We start from the raw sequence: 23,469 nt of genomic DNA on the forward strand, positions 1-23,469 counted from the left end.
ACGGGCCATTGTGAGGCGTGGGGGCCAGTGTTACTTGAGGCCCGATCAGGAGCAACCGCCCCCCATGAGTTCCGCCCCCCTCGTCCTCGGTATCGAATCGAGCTGCGACGACACCGCCGCGGCGGTGCTGCGCGACCGCGAGATCCTCTCGAACGTGGTCATGGGACAGGCCGAGCTGCATGCGGCCTACGGAGGCGTCGTGCCCGAGATCGCCGCCCGTGCCCATGCCGAGAAGGTCGACCTCTGCGTCGAGCAGGCGCTGGAGGGCGCCGGTGTGTCGCTGGGCGAGATCGACGCGATTGCGGTGACGGCCGGGCCGGGGCTGATCGGCGGGGTGCTCGCGGGTGTGATGTGCGGCAAGGGTCTTTCCGCCGCGACCGGCATTCCGCTGGTGGGCGTGAATCATCTCGCGGGCCATGCCCTGACACCGCGGCTGACCGAGGGGCTCGAGTTTCCCTACCTCATGCTGCTCGTATCGGGTGGGCACTGCCAGTTTCTTCGGGTCGACGGACCCGAGAGCTTCACCCGCATGGGCGGGACCATCGACGATGCCCCGGGCGAGGCCTTCGACAAGACGGCCCGCCTGCTGGGGCTTCCGCAACCGGGTGGGCCTCACGTCGAGCGCGCGGCGGAGCGCGGCAACGCAGGCCGCTTTCCCCTGCCCCGTCCCCTTCTGGATCGGCCCGGCTGCGACATGAGCTTTTCCGGGCTCAAGACGGCGCTGCTGAGGGCGCGGGATGGCATGGTCGCCGCGAAGGGCGGACTGACCGAGACCGACCGCGCCGACCTCTGCGCCGCGTTCCAGTCAGCGGTCACGGCGATCCTCGCGGAGAAGTCCCGGCGGGCGCTGGAGGCGGCGCCGGACGTCACGGGCTTCGCTGTGGCGGGCGGCGTGGCGGCGAACGGGGCGGTCCGCGCCGCGCTGACCGGTATCGCCGAGGCGCGGAACGTGGCCTTCGTGGCGCCGCCGCTCGCGCTCTGCACCGACAACGCCGCGATGATCGCCTACGCCGGGGCGGAGCGGCTGAAGGCCGGGAAGACCGATGACCTGGATCTCCCCGCGCGTCCGCGCTGGCCACTCGACACGCGATCCCCGGCGCTGCTGGGGTCGGGCAGAAAGGGAGCGAAGGCATGATCGCAGTTGCAGGAGCCGGGGCTTTCGGGACGGCGCTCGCCGTGGCGCTCTCGGCCAACGGGGCGGTGACGCTCTGGGCCCGCAGCCCCGACACCGCCGCCGAGATGGCGAAGACGCGGGAGAACAAGGAACGGCTTCCGGGGATCGAACTGCCCGAAAGCGTGACCGTGACCTCCGACCCGGAAGAGCTGCTGAAGGCGGACACGATCCTGCTGTCGATGCCCGCGCAGACCGTCCGCGCTTTCGTCGAGAGCCACCGCGACAGGCTCGACGGCACGACGCTGGTCGCCTGCTGCAAGGGCATCGACCTGGAGACGCTGACCGGGGCGGCGGGCACGGTGGCGGAGTCCCTGCCCGGCGCGGTGCCCGCAGTGCTGACCGGGCCGAGCTTCGCCGCCGATATCGCGCGGGGGCTGCCCACGGCACTGACGCTGGCCTGCGCCCGCCCGGAAGAGGCGATCCGGCTGCAGGAGAGCCTGTCGACGCCGTGCCTCCGGCTCTACCGGACAAGCGACGTGGTGGGCGCGGAGCTGGGCGGTGCGCTGAAGAACGTGATCGCCATCGCCTGCGGCGCCTGCATCGGCAAGGGCTACGGGGTGAGCGCGCGGGCCGCGCTCATGACCCGGGGGTTCGCCGAGATGCAGAGGCTGGCCGCACACCGCGGGGCCGATCCCGTGACACTCATGGGGCTCTCGGGTTTCGGCGACCTGACCCTTACCTGCACCTCTGACATGTCGCGGAACTACCGCTTCGGGCTCGCCTGGGGCGCGGGGGAGGACTTCGACACCTCCGCGACGGTGGAAGGCGTGAAGACGGCGCAGGCCGTGGCGCGACTGTCTCGCGAGCAGGGGATCGACATGCCGATCACCCGTCTCGTCGCCGATGTGGTGGACGGGGAGATCGACATTTCCGACGCCCTGGGCCAGCTTCTGTCCCGGCCGCTGAAGGAGGAGTGATGCGCTACTGGCTCTTCAAGTCCGAGCCCTCGACCTGGGGATGGGACGACCAGGTCGCCAAGGGCGACGCGGGCGAGGAATGGGACGGGGTCCGCAACTACCAGGCGCGCAACATGATGCGCGAGATGGCCGTCGGCGACCGGGGCTTCTTCTACCACTCGCAGAAGGAGAAAGCCGTCGTCGGCATCGTCGAGGTCATCGCCGAGGCTCATCCGGATTCGACCACCGACGACGCGCGGTGGGAATGCGTCGACATCAAGGCCGTCCGTCCCTTCGAGACGCCGGTGTCGCTCGACACGATCAAGGCAGAGCCGGCGCTCTCCGAGATGGTCCTGGTGAAGAACACGCGGCTGTCCGTGCAGCCGGTGACCGCGGAAGAATGGCGCCGCATCTGCGAAATGGGGCAGACGAATCCCGACTGAGGGCGCATGCTCCGCGATGTCACAGGACATACGGAGGTCGACATGGGTTTCGTGAGCGTCATCGCGGCGGCGGCCGCGGCATTCGTCTTCGGTGCGGTGTGGTACGGCTTTCTTTCGAAGCCCTGGATGGAGGCGGCGAGCGTTCCGTCCGACGAGAAGGGCCGCCCCGCGAACTCCAGCAGCCCGGTGCCCTACGTCACCTCTGCCGTCTGCATCCTCGTCGTCACGATCATGATGCGGCACACCTTCGCGACCTCCGGGATCGAAACGCTGGGCGCCGGGTTCGTAGGCGGCCTGGGCATCGGCGCCTTCTTCATCACGCCCTGGATCGTCCTGAACAACGGATACGCCATGCGGCCGCCCGTGCTGTCGGCCATCGACGGCGGCTACGCCACCATCGGGTGCGGGCTGGCGGGGCTGGTGCTGGTTCTCTTCTGACGGGTCAGAGATAGACCCCTTCGCGGCCGAAGTGCTTGGTCAGCATGTAGTAGACCACTGCACGGTACTTGTTGGTCTCGGACCTGCCGTAGGTCTCGATGACCTCTTCGATCGCATCCATCAGCTCGGGGCTGTCGCGCAAACCAAGTTTCCTGATGAGGAAGTTGGAGCGTATCGTCTCCAACTCGTGCGGCTGGCCCGCCGCCACGGTCGCAGCGTCCGCATCGTAAATCGCCGGGCCGCAGCCGATGGTGACCTTTGTGAGCAGGTCCATGTCGGGCTCCATGCCGCACTTCAGGCGCAGGTCGTCCGCGTAGATCGCGATCAGGTTGTCTCTTTTGCTCATGTCTCCGGTCTCCCCCTCGGCGGCGCATGCTGGCCGCGCGGCAAGGGTAGTGTCGGACGACGTGTCGGGTCAAAAGAAACGGCCGCGCAGCGGGGCTGCGCGGCCGATAGAGGTGGTCGGGCTGGACCTTAGGAGTCCGAACCTTCCTCGCTCTCCATCATGTCGCCGAGAACGACGTCATCCTCGAGGCCTTCGACACCGGTCTCGTCGAACTCGGGACGCTCACGGAGGGCGTCGCGCGTGGCGTCGAGGCCGAGGCTGTCGCCTTCTTCACGCAGCTGGAATTCCTCGATCGGGATCGCCACTGTGTACTCGGCGAGGCCGAGGAAGCCGCCGATGCCGATCACGCCGGCAAGACCGCCGTCCTGTTCGACCACGTAGTCGATCTCGCCGATACGCTCGTCTTCGGGCGAGAAGACGACGAGGCCGATGAACTCGCCGACCGTCATTTCGGCGATGGACGTGGGCTGACCCTCTTCGGCCATGCCGGTGTCGCCTTCGGTCATGTCGGTGGACATGCCGTCGCCTTCGCCGGTGGCGGCGTCTTCGGACATATCGCCTTCGGCGGCCATTTCGCCTTCGCCTTCAGCGGACATGTTGGACTCGCCGTCGGCGGCCATATCGCCTTCACCTTCGGCGGCCATGTCGGACTCGCCCTCGGCAGCCATGTCGCCCTCGGCGTCTTCGCCTTCGGCCGTTTCGGAGCTCTCTGCGTCGGACGACACTTCAGCGTCCTCGGCCATCTCCATTTCGCCTTCGACCTCACCTTCGCTTTCGGCGCCGGACTCGGCCTGGGCTTCGGTGTCGGTCGACATCTCGGTGGTGGCTTCGGTGTCGCCTTCGGTGGTGTCGTCCTGAGCCAGGGCGGGGCCCGCGAACAGGGCGGCAACGGCGGTACCGAGCATAAGGTTCTTGAGGGTCATGATAGTCTCTCCTGAGAATGACTTATTGGCAAAGCGACGCGCAGCCCCCCTCGGTCGTTCCCCCGTCGGCCACTATCGGCAGTGTCATGCAATAAAGCCCTCTCGGGCTCGGCCGGTTCCCGCCAAGCCGCCACGTCGGATGCTTTTTCACATGACGATCAACGACAAAGGGGCAGGAACGACGTCCCTGCCCCTTGCTCAATGCTTTGTAGCGGCCCGATCAGTAGCGGTAATGCTCCGGCTTGAACGGCCCCTCGGGCGCGACGCCGATGTATTTCGCCTGGTCAGGCGACAACTCGGTCAGCTTGACGCCGATCCGGCCCAGGTGAAGGCGCGCGACCTTCTCGTCGAGGTGCTTGGGCAGGATGTAGACCTGGTTCTCGTACTGGTCGCCCTTCGTGTAAAGTTCGATCTGGGCGAGCACCTGGTTGGTGAACGACGCCGACATGACGAAGGACGGGTGCCCGGTCGCGTTGCCGAGGTTCAAAAGCCGGCCTTCGGACAGGAGGATGATGCGGTTGCCCGAAGGCATCTCGATCATGTCGACCTGTTCCTTGATGTTGGTCCACTTGTGGTTCTTCAGGCTGGCGACCTGGATCTCGTTGTCGAAGTGGCCGATGTTGCCAACGATCGCCATGTCCTTCATCGCGCGCATGTGCTCGATGCGGATGACGTCCTTGTTGCCGGTCGTCGTGATGAAGATGTCGGCGCTGTCGATCACGTCCTCGAGCAGCACGACCTCGAAGCCGTCCATCGCGGCCTGAAGCGCGCAGATCGGGTCGACCTCGGTTACCTTGACCCGGGCACCTGCGCCGCGCAGCGAGGCGGCGGAGCCCTTGCCCACGTCGCCGTAACCGCAGACCACGGCGACCTTGCCGGCCATCATGGTGTCGGTGGCGCGGCGGATGCCGTCGACGAGGCTCTCGCGGCAGCCGTACTTGTTGTCGAACTTCGACTTGGTCACGCTGTCGTTGACGTTGATCGCGGGGAAGGGCAGCCGGCCCTCCTTGACCAGCTCGTAGAGCCTGTGAACGCCGGTGGTGGTCTCTTCCGACACGCCCTGGATCATGTCGCGCTGCTTGACGAACCAGCCGGGGCTCTCGGTCATGCGCTTCTTGATCTGGGCGAAGAGCGCCTCTTCCTCCTCGGAGGTCGGGGCGACGATCAGGTCCTCCTCGCCCTCCTCGACGCGCGCGCCGAGCAGGATGTAGAGCGTCGCGTCGCCGCCGTCGTCGAGGATCATGTTCGCGCCGCCCTCGGGGAACTGGAAGATGCGGTCGGCATAGTCCCAGTATTCCGGCAGCGTCTCGCCCTTGATGGCGAAGACCGGCGTGCCGCCCTCGGCGATCGCCGCCGCGGCGTGGTCCTGCGTCGAGAAGATGTTGCAGGAGGCCCAGCGCACGTCGGCGCCGAGCGCGACCAGCGTCTCGATCAGGACGGCGGTCTGGATCGTCATGTGAAGCGAGCCGGCGATCCGCGCGCCCGCGAGCGGCTTGCTCTCGCCGTATTCCTCGCGCAGCGCCATGAGACCCGGCATCTCGGTCTCGGCGATGTCGAGTTCCTTGCGACCGTAGCCCGCAAGGCCGATGTCCCGCACGATGTAGTCCTTCGCCATTCCCGGCACTCCTGACGCTGTCTCTCGGATTGCAGGCGCATTAGCAGGAGGCACGTTAATGAACAACAAGCGGCTGTGTCGCGGCGGGTGCGACGTCGGGGTTGCCCTCCCCGACCCCTCCGCCCTAACTCGGGCCGGACCGACCGGAGGGACACATGCCGCCTCGCGCCTGGCAACGAATGCTATCGGGACGCAGGCTCGACCTGCTGGATCCCACGCCAGTGGACATCGAGATCGAGGACATCGCGCACGGCCTCGCCTTCGTTGCTCGCTGGAATGGGCAGACGGCGGGCGACTACGCCTACTCGGTGGCCGAGCACTCGCTGCTCGTGGAGGAGATCTTCCGGCTCCAGCACCCCTCCGCCCCGGTGAAGTGGCAGCTGGCCGCTCTGCTGCACGATGCGCCGGAGTACGTCATCGGCGACATGATCTCGCCGGTGAAGGCAGCGGTCGGCCCGTCCTACGGCGAACTCGACACGCGGCTGCTGGCGGCGATCCACATCCGGTTCGGGCTGCCCGCGCAGGTGCCGCAGACGGTCAAGAAACAGATTAAGAAGGCTGACAAGGTCTCGGCCTGGCTCGAAGCCGTGCGGATCGCCGGGTTCTCCGAGGCTGAGGCGACGCGGTTCTTCGGCCGGCCGCCCCCGGCGCTGATAGAGACTTGCGATATCCGCCTGCGACCCCCGGTCGACGTGCGCCGGGACTACACCGCGCGTCACGCGGAACTGCTGGCGGCGCTCTAGTCCTTCGGCGGTGGGGCGACGCTGCCGCGCTCGACCACCTCGATGGGCAGGACGGTCCGGGGATCCGTCTCCTCTTCGGGGCTTTCGATCATGCGGATCAGCAACTCCGCGCTGCGCTTGCCGACGCCCGCCTTGTCGACGCGGACGGTGGTCAGGCCGGGCGGGATGAGCCTCAGGACCTCGCTGTCGTTGAAGCCGGTGACCGAGACGTCGCCCGGGCAGGACAGCCCCATCTGGTTGATCGCTTCGATGGCGCCCAGGGCGAGGCGGTCGTTCGCGGCGAGGATCGCGGTCGGACGCTCGACAAGGGACAGAAGCGCCTCGGTGCAGCGACGGCCTTCGGACTCGATGAGGCGGTCTGAGCGGATGATATGGTATTCGGGGATCTTGAGGCCGAATTCCTTCACCGCCTCTCGGAAGGCGGCGTGCCGCTCCACGCCGGTCGAGAGCTGCTGCGGACCGGCGATATGGGCGATGCGGGTGTGTCCGGCATTCGTCAGTAGCCGGACCATGGCGCGAATGCCCTCGGCATCGTCGCTGACGACCGCCGGGATTCCTTCGGCGTCCAGCGCCCGGTTCACCGTGACGACGGGCACCTTCTGCCGGCGCAGCTCCTCGAAGAAGGGATCCTCGCGCTCGACGGCGGCGTGGATGATCCCGTCGACGCCGCGCTCCAGCAGAACGCCGACCTGGCTGCGCTCGCGGTCGCGGCGGCTGTCGGTGTTCACGATGATGGAGACATAGCCCAGCGGCTCCAGCACGCTCTCGACGCCGCGCACGATGGGCGGGAAGAGCGGGTTGGTGATGTCGGGGATGACCAGACCCACGGTCTTGGTCCGCTTGGTCCGCAGGCCCGAGGCCAGGCGGTTGGGGCGATAGCCCATCCGCTCGGCCGCCATGCTGACCTTCTGGACGACCTCGTCGGTCAGGGCCGATCGGGCCCGCGGGTCCAGCGCCCGCGAGACCGTGGAGACGTGAAAGCCCGTCTCCCTGGCAATATCCTTCAGCGTAACGCCCCGCACCGCTTACCCTCTTTCCTGTCCGGCTCCGACGCAAACTATCGTTTGTGCCGGCCCGGCACAAACGTTTGCGTTAACACACCAGGAAATATGGGCGCCGCGCATCAGATCATCATGCGCCTCGGGTCTTCGATCAGACGCTTGAGGTGCGCTGCGAAGCGCGCGGCGTCCGCGCCGTTGAGCGCCCTGTGGTCGTAGGATAGGTCTATCGGCAGCATCGGGACCGGCTCCGGCGTGCCCTCGGTCCAGCGCGTCGCGGTGTAGGTCCGCGTCAGGCCGAGGATGGCGAGCTCCGGCGGGTTGACGATCGGCGTGAAGGCGGTGCCGCCGATGCCGCCGAGGCTGGAGATCGACATCGAGGCGCCGCCCATCTCGTCCGGGCCGATCTTCCGGGCCTGCGCGCGGGCGGCGAGGTCGGCGATCTCGGAGGCAAGCTGCCAGAGCCCCTTGCGGTCAGCATCGCGGATCACCGGCACCATGAGACCGTACGGCGTGTCCACCGCGATCCCGATATGCACGAAGTCCTTGCGATAGAGCGTGGCGCCGTCCGGAGAGAGCGAGGCGTTGAAGTTCGGGAAGGCCCGCAGCGTCTTGGCCAGTGCCTTCACGTGGAAGGCGAGCGCCGTGAGCTTCACGCCCCGCGCCTTCGCCTCGTCCCGCCAGGAGGACCGCAGCGCCTCGATGGCCGTGACCTCGGCCTCCTCGTGGTGGGTGACCTGCGGGATCAGCGTATTGGCCGCAGAGAGATTACGGGCAGCTGTCCGGGAGAAGCGGCTGACCGCCTCTTCGGTCACCGGTCCGTAGGCCGAGTGATCCACGTCCCAATAGCTGGTGTCGCCTGCGGGGGCGGCCTGAGCCTGCCCGCCGCCCTTGCTGTCGAGGTCGTCCATGGTGATCGTCTCCCGCCCCAGCTCCTTGGCGAGGGCGTCGATGTCGATTCCCCGGTCGCCCGCGCGCTTGCGGACGGAGGGGCTGGCGATGGTGTCGCTCATCGTGGTGGCTCCTTACCAGGCGGCGGAGATGTACTGGGTTTCCATGAACTCGAGCATGCCCTCGTGGCCGCCTTCGCGCCCGAGGCCCGACTGCTTGGTGCCGCCGAAGGGTGCTGCGGGGTCAGAGACGAGGCCGCGGTTCAGACCCACCATGCCGTAGTCGAGCCGCTCGCAGACCTGCAGGCCGCGCTTCATATTCTCGGTAAAGACATAGGCGACGAGGCCGTACTCGGTGTCGTTGGCCCGCCGGATCACTTCGTCCTGGTCCTTGAACGTCTGGATCGCGGCGACGGGACCAAAGATCTCGTCGGCGACGCATTCGGCGTCCTCCGGCACGTTGGAGATGACGGTGGCAGGATAGAAGAAGCCCTTGCCCTCCGGCACCTTGCCGCCGCACTGGATCTTGGCGCCGCGCTTTACGGCGTCCTCGACGAAGGCGGCGACCTTGTCGCGCGTGTCGGCGTTGACCAGCGGGCCGACGTCAACCGAGGGATCGGTGCCGTCGCCCATCTTGAGCGCGCTCATGCGCTCGGTCAGGCGCTTGGTGAACTCCTCCGCCACCGACTCGTGCACGTAGATCCGGTTCGCCGCGGTGCAGGCCTCCCCGAGGTTGCGCATCTTGGCGAGCATCGTGCCCTCGATGGCGGTGTCCATGTCGGCGTCGTCGAAGACGATGCAGGGGGCGTTGCCACCGAGTTCCATCGCCGGCTTCAGCACCTGGTCGGCGGCGGACTTCAGCAGCGTCCGGCCGACGCCGGTGGAGCCGGTGAAGCTCACGACGCGCACGCGCGGATCGTGCAGCATGTGGTCCACGAGCTTGCCGGTCCGGCGCGACGGCAGGACGTTGACGAGGCCCTTGGGAACACCCGCCTCCTCGAGTAGCGGCATCAGGGCGAGCATGGTCAGGGGGGTCTCGGAGGCGGGCTTGATGATCACGCCACAACCGGCGGCGAGGGCCGGGGCGATCTTCCGGGTGCCCATCGCCGCCGGGTAGTTCCACGGCGTCACGAGGACGGCGAGGCCAGCGGGCTTGTGCTGGACCATGATCCGCGCACCCGAGGCAGGCGCATGCGTGAGGAGGCCGTCGGCCCGCACGGCTTCCTCCGCGAACCAGCGGAAGAACTCGGCGGCATAAGTCGCCTCGCCCATGGCGTCGGTGTGGCCCTTGCCGTTCTCCAGCGTGATGAGCCGGGCGAAGTCCGGGAGACGCGCCGTCATCAGCTCCCAGGCCTTGCGCAGGATCTCGGAGCGCTCGCGCGGCTTGCGCGCGGCCCAGTCGGCCATCGCTTTCTCGGCAGCGTCAAGCGCGGCGTCGGCGTCGGCGATATCGGCGGAGGCGACGGAGGCAAGCACCTCCTCGGTCGCGGGGTTCAGGACGTCGAAACGCTGGTCACCCGTCGCCGGGCGCCAGCCGCCGTCGATCCAGAGATCGGAGGGCAGCGCGTCGAAGTTCAGGCTCTGGTCGGTCATGGTCAGTCCTCTTCGTCAGAGCAAGTGCCGGAGCGGCTCGTCGAGCCGGCCGGCAAAGGCAGTCAGCAGATCGACCGCCTCGGAGGCGGTCAGTTGAGAGGCGGCACACTCTAGAGTCACGGAAAGCGTCCCGCCCTTGCCGGCGAGGGTCAGCACGGGCTGGGCCTCCGGTCCGAGAGAGACGGCCGTGAGCGGGCTGCCGCGGAGGTCGCGAACCAGGAGATCCGGCGACGTCTCCGCCTCGGCCTCCTCGGTCGCCCCGAGAGCTCCGCCGGCAGGGACGGTGAAGACCCGCGTCGCACCATGCGCTTCGACCGCGACGGCGCCCGAGGCACCGGGCAGACCGGCGGCCGCGAGACCGGCAAGCAGGGCACCGGGATCGGATAGACCCGCCTCACCGGCCCAGGCGACGAAGTCCTCGAGCGCCGAGGGGTCGATCTCGGCCACCAAGTGACGCGCGGGGGCGGCACCGCCGGCAGCGGCCTCGGTCGCGGCGTCCGCCGGCAGAGAGCGCAGGGTCTCGAGGTCGGAGACGTGGTAGGGCTGGGGATAGCCCGCCTTGACCAGCCTCGAGAGGTCGAGCCCCTCTTCCATCGCCAGACGCCGCACCTTCGGCGAGGCGAGGATCTTCCCGCCCGGATCCGCCTGCGGGGCAGGCGATTTCGGCGGGGCCTTGGCTTGCTGCGGTGCGGGCGCCTTCTTCTCCGGTTCGGCCTTGGCCTCCGGCTCCGGCGCCTTGGCGGGCGCGGGGGCAGCCGCAGCCGCGCTGCGGCGCACGGGGTTCTCGGGCTTCTCGGCCGAGACGATCGCGATGGTCTGGCCGGTCGGCACGTCTTCGCCCGGCTCGGCGAGCAGGGCTGCGATGTAGCCGGAGACCCCGGCGGGCACCTCGACGACGCTCTTGTCGGTCTCCACCTCGAAGAGCACGTCCTCCTCACCCACCTCGTCACCGAGATCCTTGTGCCAGGCAACGAGCTGACCTGCGTCCTGAGCCATGCCGAGGGTCGGCATGATCACGTCCTTGCCCTCGGGCAGGTCGCCGCCATCGCCACCCGCATCGGCGGCGGGCTCTGCGGCAGGGGCGGCGGCCGGAGCTTCTCCCGAGCCCTCCGGGCTGTCGGAGATCTTCGCGATCACCTGTCCCACGGGCACGTCGGTCCCCTCGGCGGCGGTGACGTCGGTCAGGTACCCGGCGCCCTGGGCCTCGACTTCCATGGTGGCCTTGTCGGTCTCGACCTCGAAAAGGACATCGCCCTCCGCGACCTCGTCGCCGGGCGACTTGTGCCAGGCGACCAGGTGACCACTGTCCTGCGCCATGCCGAGGGCCGGCATGATGACATCAAGCGGCATGAATGAGCTCCCCGGAGACCAGCTTGCGCGCGGCCTCGACCACGCGCTCGGGCGTCGGAACGGTCAGATCCTCCAGCGCGGGCGAGAACGGCACCGGCACGTCCATCGCGCCCATCCGCAGGACCGGCGCATCGAGATGATAGAACGCCTTCTCGTTCAGGCGGCTCGCGATCTCGCCGGTGATGCCGTAGCTCTGATGACCCTCGTCGATGACGATGGCGCGGGAGGTCTTCTTGACGCTCTCGATCAGGGTCTTCTCGTCCAGAGGCACGATCGTGCGCGGATCGATGACCTCCGCCGAGATGCCTTCGCCCGCCAGGATCTCTGCGGCCTTCTCGGCGACCTGGACCATGGACGAGGTGCCGATCAGGGTGATGTCGGAGCCTTCCCGCTTCACGTTCGCCTCGCCGAAGGGGATCAGGTACTCCTCTTCCGGGACCGGGGCCTTGTCCTGGTACATGAGCTTGTCTTCGAAGATCACGACAGGGTTGTCGTCCCGGATCGCCGTCTTCATCAGGCCCTTTGCCTCGTAGGCCGACGACGGCATCGCCACCTTTAGGCCGGGGATGTGGGCCACGAGCGCATGCAGCGACTGGCTGTGCTGCGCCGCCGAACGGCGGGTGGCCCCGAGGTTCGTCCGAAGCACCATCGGCACGTTCAGCTTGCCGCCGGACATGTAATAGGCCTTCGCCGCCTGGTTGCAGAGCTGGTCCATCACCAGGAACAGGAAGTCCCCGAACATCAAGTCGACCACCGGCCGCGCGCCGGTGAGGGCCGCGCCGACGCCGATCCCGACGAAGCCGGGCTCCGAAATCGGGGTGTCGAGCACCCGATCGGTGCCGAACTCCTCGACGAGGCCGGAGAGGACCTTGAAGGGTGTGCCCGCCTCGGCGACGTCCTCGCCCAGGATGAAGACGGTCTCGTCCCGCCGCATTTCTTCGGCGAGCGCCTCGTTCACCGCCTTCGAGAGTGTGATCTCGCGCATTGTCTTACCGTCCCGTTGTTCACGCCAGAGCGTGTTCGATTCCCTTGTACACGTGCATGTCGACCTCCTCGCCGGGCGGGTACGGCGCATCGAGCGCGTACTTCACCGCGGCCTCGGCGTCGGCGGCGACCTCGTCGTTGATCGCGACGAGCTCGTCGGCGCTCGCGATGCCCTCCGACTCCAGCCACTTGCCGAAGTTCGTGATCGGATCGCGGACCTTCTTCCACTCCGCTTCCTCGTCCTTGGAGCGGTAGTAGTCGCGGTTGATGTCGCCGACGTGGTGCCCGTGGTAGCGGTAGGTCTTGAGCTCGATGAAGAACGGCCCCTCGCCCTTGCGCGCCCTCTCGACGAGCTTGGCGGACAGCTCGTTGACGGCGAGCACGTCCTGCCCGTCGACCTCGAAGCTCTCGATGCCGAAGGCCTTGGCCCGGTCGAGGATCGAGCCCGCGGCGATCTCGTCGGTCCTGGTGTACTCGGAGTAGCCGTTGTTCTCGCAGGCGTAGATGACCGGCAGCTTCCACAGCGCGGCCATGTTCATGACCTCGTACCAGAGGCCCTGTGCCGTCGCGCCGTCACCGAAGAAGCAGACCGACACGTCCTTGGAGCCCTGGAGCTTGGCCCGCAGCGCGGAGCCCGTGGCGATGCCCATGGAGCCGCCGACGATGGCGTTGGCGCCGAGGTTGCCGTGGCTCTGGTCGGCGATGTGCATCGAGCCGCCCTTGCCGCGGCAGTAGCCCTCGGCCTTGCCCAGCAGCTCGCAGAACATCTCCTTGAACTCGGCGCCCTTGGCCACGCAGTGCCCGTGGCCGCGGTGCGTCGACGTGATCCGGTCGTCGTCGTTCAGGGCCTCGCAGATGCCCACCGCCACGGCCTCCTGGCCGGAATACATGTGGGTCAGACCCGGCATCTTCGCCGAGAGATAGAGCTGGTTGGCCTGGTCCTCGAAGGCGCGGATCCGCACCATCTGCCGGTACATCCGGAGATAGTCCTCGGAGTTCGTCTTCGTCTTGGTCGTCTTCGTTGTCTTGCTCTGCGCCATCGTCATTCTCCAAAAGGCGTCGGGGACGGACGCCGCCGCCCGTCCCCCATCCGGACCGCCGGGCCCCGCTCAGTAGCGGTTGGCGATCGGCAGATCCTCGGCTGGGAAGAGCGAGATCACCTCACAGCCGGTGTCGGTCACGACGACCTCTTCCTCGATCCGGGCCGCGGAGTAGCCGTCGGCCGCGGGGCAGTAGGTCTCGAGCGCGAAGACCATGCCGGTCTGGATCTCCATCGGATTGTCGAGGGAGACCGCGCGGCTGATGATCGGACGCTCGTGCAGGGCGAGGCCGAGGCCGTGGCCGAACTGCAGGCCGAAGGCCGAGAGCTCGTCGGGGAAGCCGAGGTCCGTCGCCTTCGGCCAGAGCTTCGCCACCTGGTCGGTGGTGACGCCCGGCTTGATCGCCTGGATCGAGGCATCGAGCCACTCGCGGCACTTCACGTAGGCGTCGTTCTGCGCCGGGGTGGCGCGGCCGACGTTGAAGGTCCGGTAGTAGCAGGTGCGGTAGCCCTGGTAGCTCTGCAGGATGTCGAAGAAGGCCTGGTCGCCGGGGCGGAAGTAACGGTCAGTGAAGTTGTGCGGGTGCGGGTTGCAGCGCTCGCCCGCGATCGCGTTGATCGCCTCGACGTCGTCCGAGCCCATCTCGTAGAGCATCTTGTTGGACAGAGCGACGATGTCGTTCTCGCGCACGCCCGGCTTAAGCTCTTCCCAGATCATGTGGTAGACGCCGTCCACCATCGAGGCAGCCTGCGTCAGGAGCTGGATCTCGTCCCAGTTCTTGATCTCGCGGGCGCCGAGCATGATCTGCTGGCCGTCGACGACGTTCAGGCCGGCTTCCTGCAGGGCATGGAACATGGCCGTCTCGGCGTAGTCGACGCCGACGGGCATGCCCTTCATCCCGGCGTCCTCGATCAGGCCGGCGATTTCCTCGGCGTACTTCTTCATCAGGCCGAAGGACGGCGGGATCGTGCCCCGCATCCCGGTCACGCCGGCGCGGCAGTGGTCCTCGAGCAGCCAGTCGGCGTACTTCTTGTGGTGCACGGCGGCCGAGCCAAAGTCCCAGACGTAGGGCGCGTCGTCACCGGTGAGCAGTGCGAAGCGGCAGAGCTTGTCACGCTCCCACTCGCCGATCTTGGTGCCGGAGACGTAGCGGATGTTGTTCACGTCGAAGAGCAGCAGCGTGCCGCAATCCGAGTTCTTGAGCGCTTCGCGGGTGCGGCTGAGGCGGTAGCGGCGCAGGCGGTCGTGATCGACGCGGCGCTCGAAATCGACCGAGGTGTGGCCGAGCGCGGGCAGCTTGCCCTCCCAGCGCCAGTTGGGTTCGAGGTCCGCCGGCTTGAGGATGTTCGGGGTCAGAGCGAGGTTCATGGGAGGTCTCCGAGTTTGATAGGCACGAAAAGTCTACCGCGCGAGTGCGTCGGCAAGCCAATCCGCCACCTGGGTGCGATACTTGTAGGGTCTGTTGTTGGCGACGTGGGTGCCGTCCTCGATCATGTTGAGGACGACGGGCCCGCTGACCGCGTCGGCCAGTCGTTGCGCGTGGTCGGGCGGCAGCACGCGGTCCAGCGCGCCGCCGACGATGTAGGTCGGGCATCTGATCCGCGGCGCGGCCTCTTCGAGCGTCATGTGGGCGGCGACCTCGCGCGCGGCATCCTCGCCGGAGGCGAAAGCGCGGGCGGTGAAGGCCGCGCGGGTCAGCGGCGGCGCACGGTCGAAAGCCTCGGCGAAATCGAAGGGTCCGGTGAGCGAGACGCAGGCCTTGAGGCGATCCTCGTAGGCGGCGGCCCGGGGGGCATAGTAGCCGCCGAGGCTCACGCCCCAGATGGCGACGCGGTCGGAATCGAGATCGTTCCGCGTCTCGATCATGTCGAGCACGGCGGAAACAGGCTCTTCGTAGGCGGGATGGATGGGCATGTCGTACTCGCCCTCGCCCTGCCCCGGCCCGTCGAAGGCGAGCGTGGCGAGGCCGCGGTCGAGGAAGACCTGCTCGTTGCTCGGCATCTCCTCCTTCGCGGAGTCGAGGCCCATGGCCATGACGACCACCGGCGGACGTTCCACGCCGCGCGGCTTGCGCAGGTTGCCGTAGAGGGTGTGCCCGTTCCAGGGGATCTCCACCCGCTCGCCCGGCGGATCGACGAACGGCAGGGCGCGGTTGCGGCAATCGACGGCGCGCTCGTGGGCGGCGCGCATCTGCGCGCGATCGTGGACGAAAAGGAACTTGCCGAAGTGGTAACAGACGGCGGCGGTCGACAGGTGCTCGGCCCCGCTTCTCTCGTAGCCGCCGGCAAAGGCCGCTTGAGCGAGCCCTTCGTGCACCTCCGCGCGCGACGCCCAGGCAGCGCACCACTCGTCCCAATGGCGGATCGAGCCGGTCACGTCCTGGAAGTCGGCGAGCGGCACGCCGTTGGTGACGAACCGATGCGACCAGTGCGCCGCCGCCGAAGCGACGCGCGGATCGATCTCGCTGTGCTGCTCTGTTGCCGTCATCAGTCTCTATCCTTGGGGCGCCGGGCCGGAGGAACCGGCCCGGCGTGTGGTCTTACATACTGTCCTTGTAGGCCTGGACTTCTTCCTCGACCTCGGCGCGATCGAAGTCGTTGGCCGTTTCGAGGTAGTGGTCGTTGAGGATCTCGTCGGTGGAGACCTCGCTCTCGATCATCCCGACTTCTGACATCTCGTCGATCACGCCCTGCCAGACGTCGTGGCGAACGTCGCCGAAGACCTCGCCGTCAGGACGGTGAAGGTCCTGCGCGGCCTCCAGGAAGATCGTGCCCAGGTCTTCGTTCACCCAGTTCTCGGGGTCGGCTTCCATGACCATCGCCCGGGTCGCCTCGAGGTCGTGGAGGCCAGCGTAGGCGGACTTCGCCCAGGCGTTGAAGAAGCCCTGCACCAGCTCTTCGTTCTCGCCGCCGATCGCATCGGCGCGCATGGCGAAGTTGTTGGCGGGCTGGTTACCCATCTCCGGCGGCAGGACGTCCTTGATCTGGATGTCCTGGCTGCGGATCGCGACGAAGTCGGAGATCGCGCCGACGATGGCCGAGACCTGCTCGGTCTGCAGCGAGTTCGCGAGGAGCGGCGCGCTCTCGCCGAGCACGGCGATGGTCACGTCGTCTTCCGACACGCCGGCGTGGCCGAGCGCGGAGAGAAGCAGGCCCCGGTCGGACTCGCCGACGATGCCGATCGTGGTGCCGGCCAGGTCGGCAAGGCTCTCGGCCGGGTTGCTCTCGAGGACGAAGATGCCTTCGACGGCGCCGTGCATGACCTCGTAGACCACGTCGAAGTCGAAGCCGCGCTCTTCGGCGAGGATCACTTCGGACGGATCGAGGGCCGCGATGTCGACCTGGCCGTTCTCGAGGAACGCGGTCGCCGGCAAGTCACCGCCGTTGACGAGGTTCACCGCGATACCTTCCTCCTCGAAGTATCCCAGCGCCTCGCCCACGATAAGCGGGAACCAGGCCGTGTGGCGCGGCAGCGGCGTGAGCACGTCGACCTCCTGGAGGTCCTGTGCCCATGCCGGGGCCGAGCCGAGGGCCGTGGCGGCCGTCACGATGGCTGCGAGTGTCTTTTTCATATCGTCGTCTCCTCCCTTGAGACTCTTTTCGGATGCATTGGTCGGCCCGCCGTCAGACGGCAGGCCCTTTACCGAGCAGGTCGGCATTCTTCGCGCGCATCCTGCGCGAGATCCGGTTCACGAGGTCCTCGTGCTGCCAGAAGACGATCCGACGGTCGGCGAAGGTCGCCGTGCCGTAGAGGATCAGGCCCATCACGGTGAGCATGATGAGGCAGGCGAAAGCCTGCGGCAGCAGGAGCTGGAAGCTGAAGCGCTGGATCAGCACGCCCAGGCCTTCGGAGGCCGAGACGAATTCGCCCACGATGGCACCGATGAGGGCCAGCGAGATGCCCGTCTTGAAGCCGGCCATGATCACCGGCATCGCGCCGGGCAGTTGCAGGTGGCGGAAGATCTTCCACTTGCTGGCGCGCATCGAGTGGAACATCTCGAGGCTCTCGGAATCCACCTGCATCAGGCCGGTCAGCGAGTTGATGAAGATCGGGAAGAAGCAGATGATCGCGGCGATCGCCATCTTCGGCTCCATGCCGAAGCCGAGCCACGCGACGATGATCGGCGCGATGGCGATACGGGGCGTCACCTGCAGGGCGACCATGTAGGGCTGCACCAGGCGGCGGAAGGTCTCGGACAGGGCCGAAAGCACCGCGATGGTCACGCCGAAGCCCGCGCCGATAGCGAAGCCGACGACCACCTCGGTCAGGGTGACGGCGAAGTGCGACCAGATCAGGCCGCGGACGATGGCGAGATCCCACCAGGCCGCGACGACGTCGAAGGGCGAGGGCAGGATCAGGGCGGAGACCCATTCGAAACGGACCGACATCTCCCAGATCGTCATGAAGATGACGAAGACCAGCAGATGCTGCGCCCAGTACGGGATGCCGGAGGTCGTGGTCCTGCCGGCGCTGTTCTCGAGGGGGATTTCTGTCGCGCTCATGTGGCCGCTCCCAGAACGTCGCGGATCTCGAAGACCCGCCGGTTGAATTCATCGGACTTGGTGATCTCCATCTCGCGGGGACGCGCGAGCGGGACGTCGACGATCTCTTCCAGACGGCCGGGGCGCGGCGTCATCACGAAGACCTTGTCCGCAAGGAAGACGGCTTCCTGGATGTTGTGCGTCACGAAGAGGATGGTGGCCTTCACCTCGCGCTGGATGCGCAGGAGCTCGACGTTGAGGCGTTCGCGGGTGAATTCGTCCAGCGCGCCAAAGGGCTCGTCGAGCAGGAGGATTTCCGCTCCGGTGTTGAGCAGCCGCGCCAGCGCGACCCGCTGCTGCATGCCGCCGGAAAGCTGGTTCGGGAAGGAATACTCGAAGCCCTCCAGGCCGACGAGGTGGAGCAGCTCGATCGCCTTCTCGCGATCCTTGCGCGTAGCTCCGCCCGCGAGGGTCTTGGGGAGCAGGACGTTGTCCATGACCGACTTCCACGCGAGAAGGGTCGGCTTCTGGAACATCATGCCGATCTCGGGGCGCGGCTTGGTCATGGGGCTGCCCATGACGTTCAGCTTACCCCCGGAGGCGGGCAGGAGACCCGCGACGAGACGCAGCAGCGTGGACTTGCCGCAGCCCGACGGGCCGATCAGCGAGATGAAGTCGCCCTGCTGCACCGTGAAATTGATGTCCTCGAGCGCGACGACGGATCCGCCGAAGGTCTTGCCGATATGCTCGGCGGAGATGATCTCCTGCCGGGCCGCTCCGGCGGTGCCGGGACTTTCCTTGAGTTGCGATACTGCGTTCATTCCGTTCCCTATCCTGTTGTCGGCGTCCGGGCCTCGTCGGGCGGGCCGGTTCGCCCTGTTTTCGTAGTGACCGTTTTCAACCGCGCTGAACGATGACTGCGCCCGCAACGACGAGGGCGAGCCCGGCGAGGCGCATGGACGAGAGTTCCCGCACTTCCAGGCGAAAGGCGCCCACGTGGTCCGCGAGGGCGGCCCCGGTGAGCTGGCCCGCGATGATGCAGACGAAGAAGAGCAGGGCGCCGATGACCGGCGCGATGACGATACCCCCGGCCACGAAGATCATGCCGGCCACGCCGCCGAAGTAGACCCACCACGGTGCGGCGCCGAGCGTCGCCACGGTGATGCGACCCGCACCCATGAAAGGCAGCAAGGCGAGCGAGCATAGAAAGGCCACGAAGATCGAGACCGTGGCCGCGCCGTAGGCGCTGCCGACCGACTGCGCCAGAATGGCGTTCAGCGCGGGTTGCACCGAGATCAGCATGCCTACCGCGAAGGCTGCCAGCATGAAGCCGAGGGCGTGCATTCTCAGACGCCTTCCTTCTCTTCGCGCAGCTTGGCGAGATGCGGGTATTTTTCCGTCAGGAGAGACCCGTGGTAGTAGGTCTTCTTGAATTCCGGGCGGTGCCGGATGTTGTCGAGCCAGGTCGCGATCTGCGGGCGGTCGGCCCAGAGATGGCCGAGGTTGATGTCGTCCATCCGTACGATGACCGGCATGATCGAAAGGTCCGCGAGGCTCAAGCGGTCGCCCATGACCCAGGGTCCGCCGGATTCGGTGATCCAGCCGTCCATGCGCTCGATACCGCGCTTGAGGCGACCCATCGCCTCTTCCATGTCCTTCTCGGGGAAGCCGGTCCGGCCCATCCTCATCAGGAATTCGCGGCGCAGCGGCTTGCTGTCGCAAAGAGCCTGGAACTCCTCCTCGGTCATCGCCTGAAAGTGCGGCAGGAACGCGAGGTTGTAGGAGGGTACCCGGATCGCCGGGGTCGGCACCTCGTCGATGAAGCGCATCATCGCGCGCATCTTGGCGGCCCCGACGGCATCGGCCGGACGCATCGGCGAGATTTCGGGCCGGGTGTCCTCGAGGTACTCAAGGATCACGGCGCTATCGATCACGGGCACACCGTTCTCGACGATCGCCGGGACGACCCCGTTGGGGTTGATCGCGAGGTACTCCGGCTTGAGCTGGTCGCCCGAGAAGAGGTCGAGCTTGCTTTCCTCGAACTCCAGCCCCTTGGCGTGCAGCGCGAAGCGCACCCTCTGGCTGCAGGTCGATTGCGGCGCGTTGTAGAGATGAATATCAGCCATTCGGATCAGTCCCAATTCAGGATGCGCGGCAGCTTGCGGTGACGTGCGAGCGTCCCGACGAGGCCGAGCGGGAAGAAGATGAGCGCGATCGCCATGATGACGCCGGTGGCCAGGATGTTGACCGTGGAGGCGCCGAGCGTGGCGACGAAGAACTCGTTGAAGGCGATGATGAGGATCGCGCCGACCGCCGGGCCCGCAACGGTGCCCTTGCCGCCCAGGATGCACATCAGCACCATGTTCACGGAGATCAGGATCACCAGGAAGATGTTGGGGCGGATGTAGGTCAGGTACTCGCCCCAGACCGCGCCGGCCATGCCGACGAAGAAGGCCGACAGAGCGAAGGCCAGCACCTTGTAGAACCGCGTGTCGATCCCGGCGCTCTCTGCCTTGATCTCGTCGACCGAGATCGCGCGCAGGCCCATGCCGAACTTCGAGTGCTTGATCTTGTAGGAGGCCCAAAGCGCGAACGCGGCCATGGCGAGGAAGGCGTAGTAGTAGGGCAGCTTCGCCCATTCCACCGGCAGCCCGTTCGCCGGAAGGGCAACCCCGGCGGCCCCGCCGATGAAGTGCCAGTTCTCGAAGGCGATGCGGAAGATCATCACCAGCGCCAGCGAGGAGATGATGAAGGACGGACCGCGCACCCTCAGCGTGATGAGGCCGATGACGTAACCGAGCGCCGCGCAGACAAGCCCGGCAAAGGGCGCGAGGATGATCGTCGAGATGCCGAGCCGTGCGAAGAGCATGCCGGCGACGTAGCCGCCGACCGCGAAGAACACGTTGTGACCGAGGGAGATGTATCCGGCGAACCCGCCGAGAATGTTCCAGCCCGAGGCCATGACCACGTAGCACATGGTGTAGAGTGTGAGGTGGATGACGTAGTTGTAGTTCGTCCCGGTCAGCTGGAGCAGGGGCAGCAGGATCAGTAGCGCGAGCAGCGCGATCGGGAACCACGTGGCCCGAGTCTTGTCCTGCGCCTGCATGAGGGTCTCGTTGTAGGCGCGCCGCTGGGCAATGATGTCCTGGGAATTGTCTGTCGTGACCATCAGGCTAGCTCCGGTTTTTCGCCGAACAGGCCCTGCGGGCGAACCAGCAGCACCACGAAGAGCGCGATGTAGAAGGTGAGCGTCGACCAGGTCGCGCCGAAGTAGTAGCCGACGAAGGCCGCTATGACGGAGAGCAGGAACGACGCGACGACCGTCCCGAGGATCGACCCCATGCCGCCGAGCACCACCAGGGACATCAGGACCGCGATCCATTCCCAGTGCTTGGAGGGGTAGAAGGAGAAGACGAAGGAGACGAGCGTCCCGGCCGCTCCCGCAAGGCCGACGCCGATGGCGAAGCTCGCGAGACCCACGAAGTTGACGTTGACCCCGAGAAGCTCCGCCGCCTCGCGGTTCTGCGTCGTGGCGCGGATCGCGTAGCCGAAGCGCGAGAACTTGAGGAACAGCGCCAGCCCCCCGATCAGGACCAGGGACACGATCCCAGCGTAGAGCTGGCCCTTGGGAATGAAGACCGAGCCGATGAAGAAGGCGTCGGTCGCGTACTCGGGCGAGGTCACGCGCTGGGTGTTGGTGAAGGCCGTCGCGAGACCGCCCTCGAGGATCATGGCGACCGCGAAGGTCAGCAGCACCGTCATCTCGGAGTACTTCGCCGAGCGCGCCTCGCGCTCGAAGAAGAGCTTGTACAGGATCACGCCGGTCGCCGCGAGAATGACGGCCGCCACCGGAAGCATGATGAGGGGGTCGATGCCGTAGAGGCGGAAGCCCCAGTAGGCCACGTAGGCGCCGCCCATGATGAGCGAGGGATGCGCGAGGTTCACGATCCGCATGACGCCGAAGACGAGGCTAAGGCCCGAGCCCATGAGGGCATAGACTCCGCCGAGCGCGAGGCCCAGCACGACGATCTGGATAATCTCAGCCATTACGCCGCCTTCTTTCCGCCGAGGTAGAGTTCCTGGATCCGCGGATCCGCGAGCACCTCGTCCGCCGGCCCTTCGAAGAGGGTCCGGCCGAGGTCGAGCACCACGCCCCAGTCGGCGTTCTTGAGGCCCATGAGGGCGTTCTGCTCGACGATGAGAACGGTGATCCCGGTCTCTGCCATGACGTGCATGATGTCGAAGACCTCCTGCACGATCTTGGGCGCGAGCCCGAGGGAGGGCTCGTCGAGCATCACGATGTCGGGCCGGATGATCATGGTCCGCGCCATGGACAGGGTCTGTTGCTGCCCGCCGGACATGGTGCCGGCATGCTGGTCGCGGCGCTCCTTGAGGATCGGGAAGCGCTCCTCGATCTCGTCGATGCGCTCCTCAAGGTCGGACTTGTCCTCGAGGGAGAAGCCGCCCATGCGGAGGTTCTCGCGCACGGTCATCTTCGGGAAGAGCGCGCGTTCCTGCGGCACGAAGCAGATGCCCTTCTTGAGCACCTGATCAGGGCGCAGGCCCTTCAGGTCCTCTCCCCGCAGTTTCACGTCGCCCTGGCGGACCTTCAGCATGCCGCAGATGGCCTTGAGCAGGGTCGATTTGCCGGCGCCGTTCGGGCCGATGATGCAGTGGACCTTGCCGGGCTGCACCTTCAGCGAGGCACCGTTCAGGATCGCGGGGCCGTCGCCGTACCCGGCGACCACGTCGCGGACTTCGAGAAGCTCGTTCATGCCGCCTCCTCGTCGAGAACGCCGCCGAGATAGGCATCGAGCACGGCCGGATCGGAGCGGACCTCGTCCGGCGTTCCGTCGGCGATCACCCGGCCCTGGGCCATGACGACCACGCGGTCACAGAGACGCATGATGAGCTCCATGTTGTGCTCCACGATGAGCACCGTCATGCCCTGCGCGTTCAGTTTCTTGATGTGATCGACGATCTCTTCCATCAGCGTGGGGTTCACGCCGCCGGCGGGCTCGTCGAGCAGGATGATCTTCGGGTCGCTCATCAGCAGGGCGGCGAGGTCCATCAGCTTCTTCTGGCCGTAGCTGAGGTTGGAGCCGTCCTCGTGGGCGATGCGGGTGATCCCGAGGAATTCGAGAATGCCCATGGCTTTCTCGATCTCCTCGGGGCTCATGGCCGGGCGGAACAGGTCGCGCCAGCCACGGACCTGCGATTGGCAGATCACGTTTTCCAGCACGGTCATGTCCGCCAGGTTGCGCGAGATCTGGAAGGTTCGGGAAAGCCCCTTGTGGGTGATCTTGTGCGGCCTCAGGCCGTCGATCCGCTCCCCGTCCAGCCAGACCTCGCCTTTGGTGGGCGCCATCGTACGGCTGATGCAGTTGAAGGCCGTGGTCTTGCCGGCCCCGTTGGGACCGATCAGGGCGGTGATCTTGCCCCTCTCGGCCGTGAACGAGCATCCGTCGACGGCGTGAATGCCGCCGAAGTATTTGCAGAGATTTTTGACCTCTAGCATCGGGTGTCCCCTCCGTACGATGACATCAGCATTCAGG

General features: G+C 66.9%; 25 protein-coding genes. 5 read left to right on the forward strand and 20 right to left on the reverse strand.

What is annotated here, in order from left to right; all coding sequences use genetic code 11:
• Positions 1-64 precede the first annotated feature (64 nt).
• The 4 genes from tsaD to F3S47_RS13320 are packed head-to-tail and all read left to right on the forward strand — an operon-like array spanning position 65 to position 2,951.
• Positions 65-1,135 carry a tRNA (adenosine(37)-N6)-threonylcarbamoyltransferase complex transferase subunit TsaD gene (tsaD, locus tag F3S47_RS13305; protein ID WP_150445770.1) on the forward strand — a complete coding sequence of 357 codons (1,071 nt, stop codon included), beginning with the start codon at positions 65-67 and terminating at the stop codon, positions 1,133-1,135.
• Entirely contained in the window at positions 1,132-2,091 is a 960-nt protein-coding gene (locus F3S47_RS13310) for an NAD(P)H-dependent glycerol-3-phosphate dehydrogenase (protein ID WP_150445771.1), read from the forward strand. Before tsaD ends, F3S47_RS13310 begins: the two co-directional genes overlap by 4 nt.
• Positions 2,091-2,513 (forward strand): EVE domain-containing protein, encoded by a 423-nt coding sequence (locus F3S47_RS13315; protein ID WP_150445772.1) that lies wholly within the window; start codon positions 2,091-2,093, stop codon positions 2,511-2,513. The genes F3S47_RS13310 and F3S47_RS13315 overlap by 1 nt, the downstream gene beginning before the upstream one ends.
• Positions 2,514-2,555: 42 nt before the next feature.
• Positions 2,556-2,951, forward strand: coding sequence for a DUF1761 domain-containing protein (locus F3S47_RS13320; protein ID WP_150446162.1), 396 nt, complete (start codon positions 2,556-2,558; stop codon positions 2,949-2,951).
• 4 nt (positions 2,952-2,955) lie between these two features.
• Here F3S47_RS13320 and F3S47_RS13325 read toward each other — a convergent pair whose 3' ends face one another.
• The 3 genes from F3S47_RS13325 to ahcY all read right to left on the reverse strand — a co-directional run bounded on the left by F3S47_RS13325 (position 2,956) and on the right by ahcY (position 5,835).
• A complete protein-coding gene (locus tag F3S47_RS13325) occupies positions 2,956-3,297 on the reverse strand; it encodes a DUF2853 family protein (protein ID WP_150445773.1) in 342 nt (113 codons plus the stop codon).
• Positions 3,298-3,425: 128 nt separating this feature from the next.
• A complete protein-coding gene (locus F3S47_RS13330; protein ID WP_150445774.1) occupies positions 3,426-4,220 on the reverse strand; it encodes a putative sodium/potassium/calcium exchanger in 795 nt (264 codons plus the stop codon).
• Positions 4,221-4,440: 220 nt separating this feature from the next.
• The gene (ahcY, locus tag F3S47_RS13335; protein WP_150445775.1) at positions 4,441-5,835 is read right to left on the reverse strand and encodes an adenosylhomocysteinase; all 1,395 of its coding nucleotides are present in this window, start codon (positions 5,833-5,835) and stop codon (positions 4,441-4,443) included.
• A 155-nt stretch (positions 5,836-5,990) separates the two neighbouring features.
• On the opposite strand from ahcY, the gene F3S47_RS13340 reads away from it, so the two are divergent.
• Positions 5,991-6,578 (forward strand): HD domain-containing protein, encoded by a 588-nt coding sequence (locus tag F3S47_RS13340; protein ID WP_150445776.1) that lies wholly within the window; start codon positions 5,991-5,993, stop codon positions 6,576-6,578.
• On the opposite strand, the gene F3S47_RS13345 is transcribed toward F3S47_RS13340, so the two are convergent.
• The 17 genes from F3S47_RS13345 to F3S47_RS13425 form a co-directional block, all read right to left on the reverse strand.
• Positions 6,575-7,600 carry a LacI family DNA-binding transcriptional regulator gene (locus tag F3S47_RS13345; protein WP_150445777.1) on the reverse strand — a complete coding sequence of 342 codons (1,026 nt, stop codon included), beginning with the start codon at positions 7,598-7,600 and terminating at the stop codon, positions 6,575-6,577. The genes F3S47_RS13340 and F3S47_RS13345 overlap by 4 nt on opposite strands.
• 101 nt (positions 7,601-7,701) lie before the next feature.
• Positions 7,702-8,589, reverse strand: coding sequence for a 2-oxo acid dehydrogenase subunit E2 (locus F3S47_RS13350; protein ID WP_150445778.1), 888 nt, complete (start codon positions 8,587-8,589; stop codon positions 7,702-7,704).
• 12 nt (positions 8,590-8,601) lie between these two features.
• Positions 8,602-10,059 carry an NAD-dependent succinate-semialdehyde dehydrogenase gene (locus F3S47_RS13355; protein ID WP_150445779.1) on the reverse strand — a complete coding sequence of 486 codons (1,458 nt, stop codon included), beginning with the start codon at positions 10,057-10,059 and terminating at the stop codon, positions 8,602-8,604.
• Positions 10,060-10,074: 15 nt separating this feature from the next.
• On the reverse strand, positions 10,075-11,409 hold the full coding sequence (locus tag F3S47_RS13360) for a biotin/lipoyl-containing protein (protein ID WP_150445780.1): 1,335 nt from the start codon (positions 11,407-11,409) through the stop codon (positions 10,075-10,077).
• Complete coding sequence (locus F3S47_RS13365; RefSeq protein ID WP_150445781.1) at positions 11,399-12,394, reverse strand: alpha-ketoacid dehydrogenase subunit beta; 996 nt, start codon at positions 12,392-12,394, stop codon at positions 11,399-11,401. The genes F3S47_RS13360 and F3S47_RS13365 overlap by 11 nt, the downstream gene beginning before the upstream one ends.
• Before the next feature lie 19 nt (positions 12,395-12,413).
• On the reverse strand, positions 12,414-13,433 hold the full coding sequence (locus F3S47_RS13370) for a thiamine pyrophosphate-dependent dehydrogenase E1 component subunit alpha (RefSeq protein ID WP_150445782.1): 1,020 nt from the start codon (positions 13,431-13,433) through the stop codon (positions 12,414-12,416).
• Positions 13,434-13,502: 69 nt separating this feature from the next.
• Entirely contained in the window at positions 13,503-14,801 is a 1,299-nt protein-coding gene (locus F3S47_RS13375; protein ID WP_150445783.1) for a M24 family metallopeptidase, read from the reverse strand.
• 33 nt (positions 14,802-14,834) lie between these two features.
• Positions 14,835-15,920 carry an alpha/beta hydrolase family protein gene (locus F3S47_RS13380; protein ID WP_150445784.1) on the reverse strand — a complete coding sequence of 362 codons (1,086 nt, stop codon included), beginning with the start codon at positions 15,918-15,920 and terminating at the stop codon, positions 14,835-14,837.
• A 52-nt stretch (positions 15,921-15,972) separates the two neighbouring features.
• Positions 15,973-17,004: an ABC transporter substrate-binding protein gene (locus tag F3S47_RS13385; protein ID WP_191090191.1), complete on the reverse strand. Its 1,032-nt coding sequence runs from the start codon at positions 17,002-17,004 to the stop codon at positions 15,973-15,975.
• A 52-nt stretch (positions 17,005-17,056) separates the two neighbouring features.
• On the reverse strand, positions 17,057-17,935 hold the full coding sequence (locus F3S47_RS13390) for an ABC transporter permease (RefSeq protein ID WP_150445786.1): 879 nt from the start codon (positions 17,933-17,935) through the stop codon (positions 17,057-17,059).
• Positions 17,932-18,735, reverse strand: coding sequence for an ABC transporter ATP-binding protein (locus tag F3S47_RS13395; protein ID WP_150445787.1), 804 nt, complete (start codon positions 18,733-18,735; stop codon positions 17,932-17,934). Before F3S47_RS13395 ends, F3S47_RS13390 begins: the two co-directional genes overlap by 4 nt.
• Before the next feature lie 76 nt (positions 18,736-18,811).
• Complete coding sequence (locus F3S47_RS13400; RefSeq protein ID WP_150445788.1) at positions 18,812-19,258, reverse strand: DMT family transporter; 447 nt, start codon at positions 19,256-19,258, stop codon at positions 18,812-18,814.
• A gap of 2 nt (positions 19,259-19,260) precedes the next feature.
• Positions 19,261-20,040 (reverse strand): glutathione S-transferase family protein, encoded by a 780-nt coding sequence (locus F3S47_RS13405; RefSeq protein ID WP_150445789.1) that lies wholly within the window; start codon positions 20,038-20,040, stop codon positions 19,261-19,263.
• Positions 20,041-20,045: 5 nt separating this feature from the next.
• Positions 20,046-21,083 (reverse strand): branched-chain amino acid ABC transporter permease, encoded by a 1,038-nt coding sequence (locus F3S47_RS13410; protein ID WP_191090192.1) that lies wholly within the window; start codon positions 21,081-21,083, stop codon positions 20,046-20,048.
• Positions 21,083-21,961, reverse strand: a complete 879-nt coding sequence (locus F3S47_RS13415; protein WP_150445790.1) for a branched-chain amino acid ABC transporter permease — start codon at positions 21,959-21,961, stop codon at positions 21,083-21,085. The genes F3S47_RS13410 and F3S47_RS13415 overlap by 1 nt, the downstream gene beginning before the upstream one ends.
• Complete coding sequence (locus F3S47_RS13420; protein WP_150445791.1) at positions 21,961-22,689, reverse strand: ABC transporter ATP-binding protein; 729 nt, start codon at positions 22,687-22,689, stop codon at positions 21,961-21,963. Before F3S47_RS13420 ends, F3S47_RS13415 begins: the two co-directional genes overlap by 1 nt.
• Complete coding sequence (locus tag F3S47_RS13425; RefSeq protein ID WP_150445792.1) at positions 22,686-23,432, reverse strand: ABC transporter ATP-binding protein; 747 nt, start codon at positions 23,430-23,432, stop codon at positions 22,686-22,688. Before F3S47_RS13425 ends, F3S47_RS13420 begins: the two co-directional genes overlap by 4 nt.
• Positions 23,433-23,469 lie beyond the last annotated feature (37 nt).

It is taken from the genome of Histidinibacterium aquaticum (assembly GCF_008710275.1).
GTDB lineage: Bacteria > Pseudomonadota > Alphaproteobacteria > Rhodobacterales > Rhodobacteraceae > Oceanicola > Oceanicola aquaticus.

Bases quoted from the DNA above. Each gene is read 5' to 3' on its own strand.
- F3S47_RS13325 (WP_150445773.1), bottom strand. From the start codon at position 3,297: ATGAGCAAAAGAGACAACCTGATCGCGATCTACGCGGACGACCTGCGC.
- F3S47_RS13370 (WP_150445782.1), bottom strand. From the start codon at position 13,433: ATGGCGCAGAGCAAGACAACGAAGACGACCAAGACGAAGACGAACTCC.
- tsaD (WP_150445770.1), top strand. From the start codon at position 65: ATGAGTTCCGCCCCCCTCGTCCTCGGTATCGAATCGAGCTGCGACGAC.
- F3S47_RS13315 (WP_150445772.1), top strand. From the start codon at position 2,091: ATGCGCTACTGGCTCTTCAAGTCCGAGCCCTCGACCTGGGGATGGGAC.
- F3S47_RS13375 (WP_150445783.1), bottom strand. From the start codon at position 14,801: ATGAACCTCGCTCTGACCCCGAACATCCTCAAGCCGGCGGACCTCGAA.
- F3S47_RS13350 (WP_150445778.1), bottom strand. From the start codon at position 8,589: ATGAGCGACACCATCGCCAGCCCCTCCGTCCGCAAGCGCGCGGGCGAC.
- F3S47_RS13390 (WP_150445786.1), bottom strand. From the start codon at position 17,935: ATGAGCGCGACAGAAATCCCCCTCGAGAACAGCGCCGGCAGGACCACG.
- F3S47_RS13380 (WP_150445784.1), bottom strand. From the start codon at position 15,920: ATGACGGCAACAGAGCAGCACAGCGAGATCGATCCGCGCGTCGCTTCG.
- F3S47_RS13365 (WP_150445781.1), bottom strand. From the start codon at position 12,394: ATGCGCGAGATCACACTCTCGAAGGCGGTGAACGAGGCGCTCGCCGAA.
- F3S47_RS13410 (WP_191090192.1), bottom strand. From the start codon at position 21,083: ATGGTCACGACAGACAATTCCCAGGACATCATTGCCCAGCGGCGCGCC.
- ahcY (WP_150445775.1), bottom strand. From the start codon at position 5,835: ATGGCGAAGGACTACATCGTGCGGGACATCGGCCTTGCGGGCTACGGT.
- F3S47_RS13420 (WP_150445791.1), bottom strand. From the start codon at position 22,689: ATGAACGAGCTTCTCGAAGTCCGCGACGTGGTCGCCGGGTACGGCGAC.
- F3S47_RS13340 (WP_150445776.1), top strand. From the start codon at position 5,991: ATGCCGCCTCGCGCCTGGCAACGAATGCTATCGGGACGCAGGCTCGAC.
- F3S47_RS13360 (WP_150445780.1), bottom strand. From the start codon at position 11,409: ATGCCGCTTGATGTCATCATGCCGGCCCTCGGCATGGCGCAGGACAGT.
- F3S47_RS13330 (WP_150445774.1), bottom strand. From the start codon at position 4,220: ATGACCCTCAAGAACCTTATGCTCGGTACCGCCGTTGCCGCCCTGTTC.
- F3S47_RS13425 (WP_150445792.1), bottom strand. From the start codon at position 23,432: ATGCTAGAGGTCAAAAATCTCTGCAAATACTTCGGCGGCATTCACGCC.
- F3S47_RS13415 (WP_150445790.1), bottom strand. From the start codon at position 21,961: ATGGCTGAGATTATCCAGATCGTCGTGCTGGGCCTCGCGCTCGGCGGA.
- F3S47_RS13355 (WP_150445779.1), bottom strand. From the start codon at position 10,059: ATGACCGACCAGAGCCTGAACTTCGACGCGCTGCCCTCCGATCTCTGG.
- F3S47_RS13310 (WP_150445771.1), top strand. From the start codon at position 1,132: ATGATCGCAGTTGCAGGAGCCGGGGCTTTCGGGACGGCGCTCGCCGTG.
- F3S47_RS13405 (WP_150445789.1), bottom strand. From the start codon at position 20,040: ATGGCTGATATTCATCTCTACAACGCGCCGCAATCGACCTGCAGCCAG.
- F3S47_RS13385 (WP_191090191.1), bottom strand. From the start codon at position 17,004: ATGAAAAAGACACTCGCAGCCATCGTGACGGCCGCCACGGCCCTCGGC.
- F3S47_RS13320 (WP_150446162.1), top strand. From the start codon at position 2,556: ATGGGTTTCGTGAGCGTCATCGCGGCGGCGGCCGCGGCATTCGTCTTC.
- F3S47_RS13400 (WP_150445788.1), bottom strand. From the start codon at position 19,258: ATGCACGCCCTCGGCTTCATGCTGGCAGCCTTCGCGGTAGGCATGCTG.
- F3S47_RS13395 (WP_150445787.1), bottom strand. From the start codon at position 18,735: ATGAACGCAGTATCGCAACTCAAGGAAAGTCCCGGCACCGCCGGAGCG.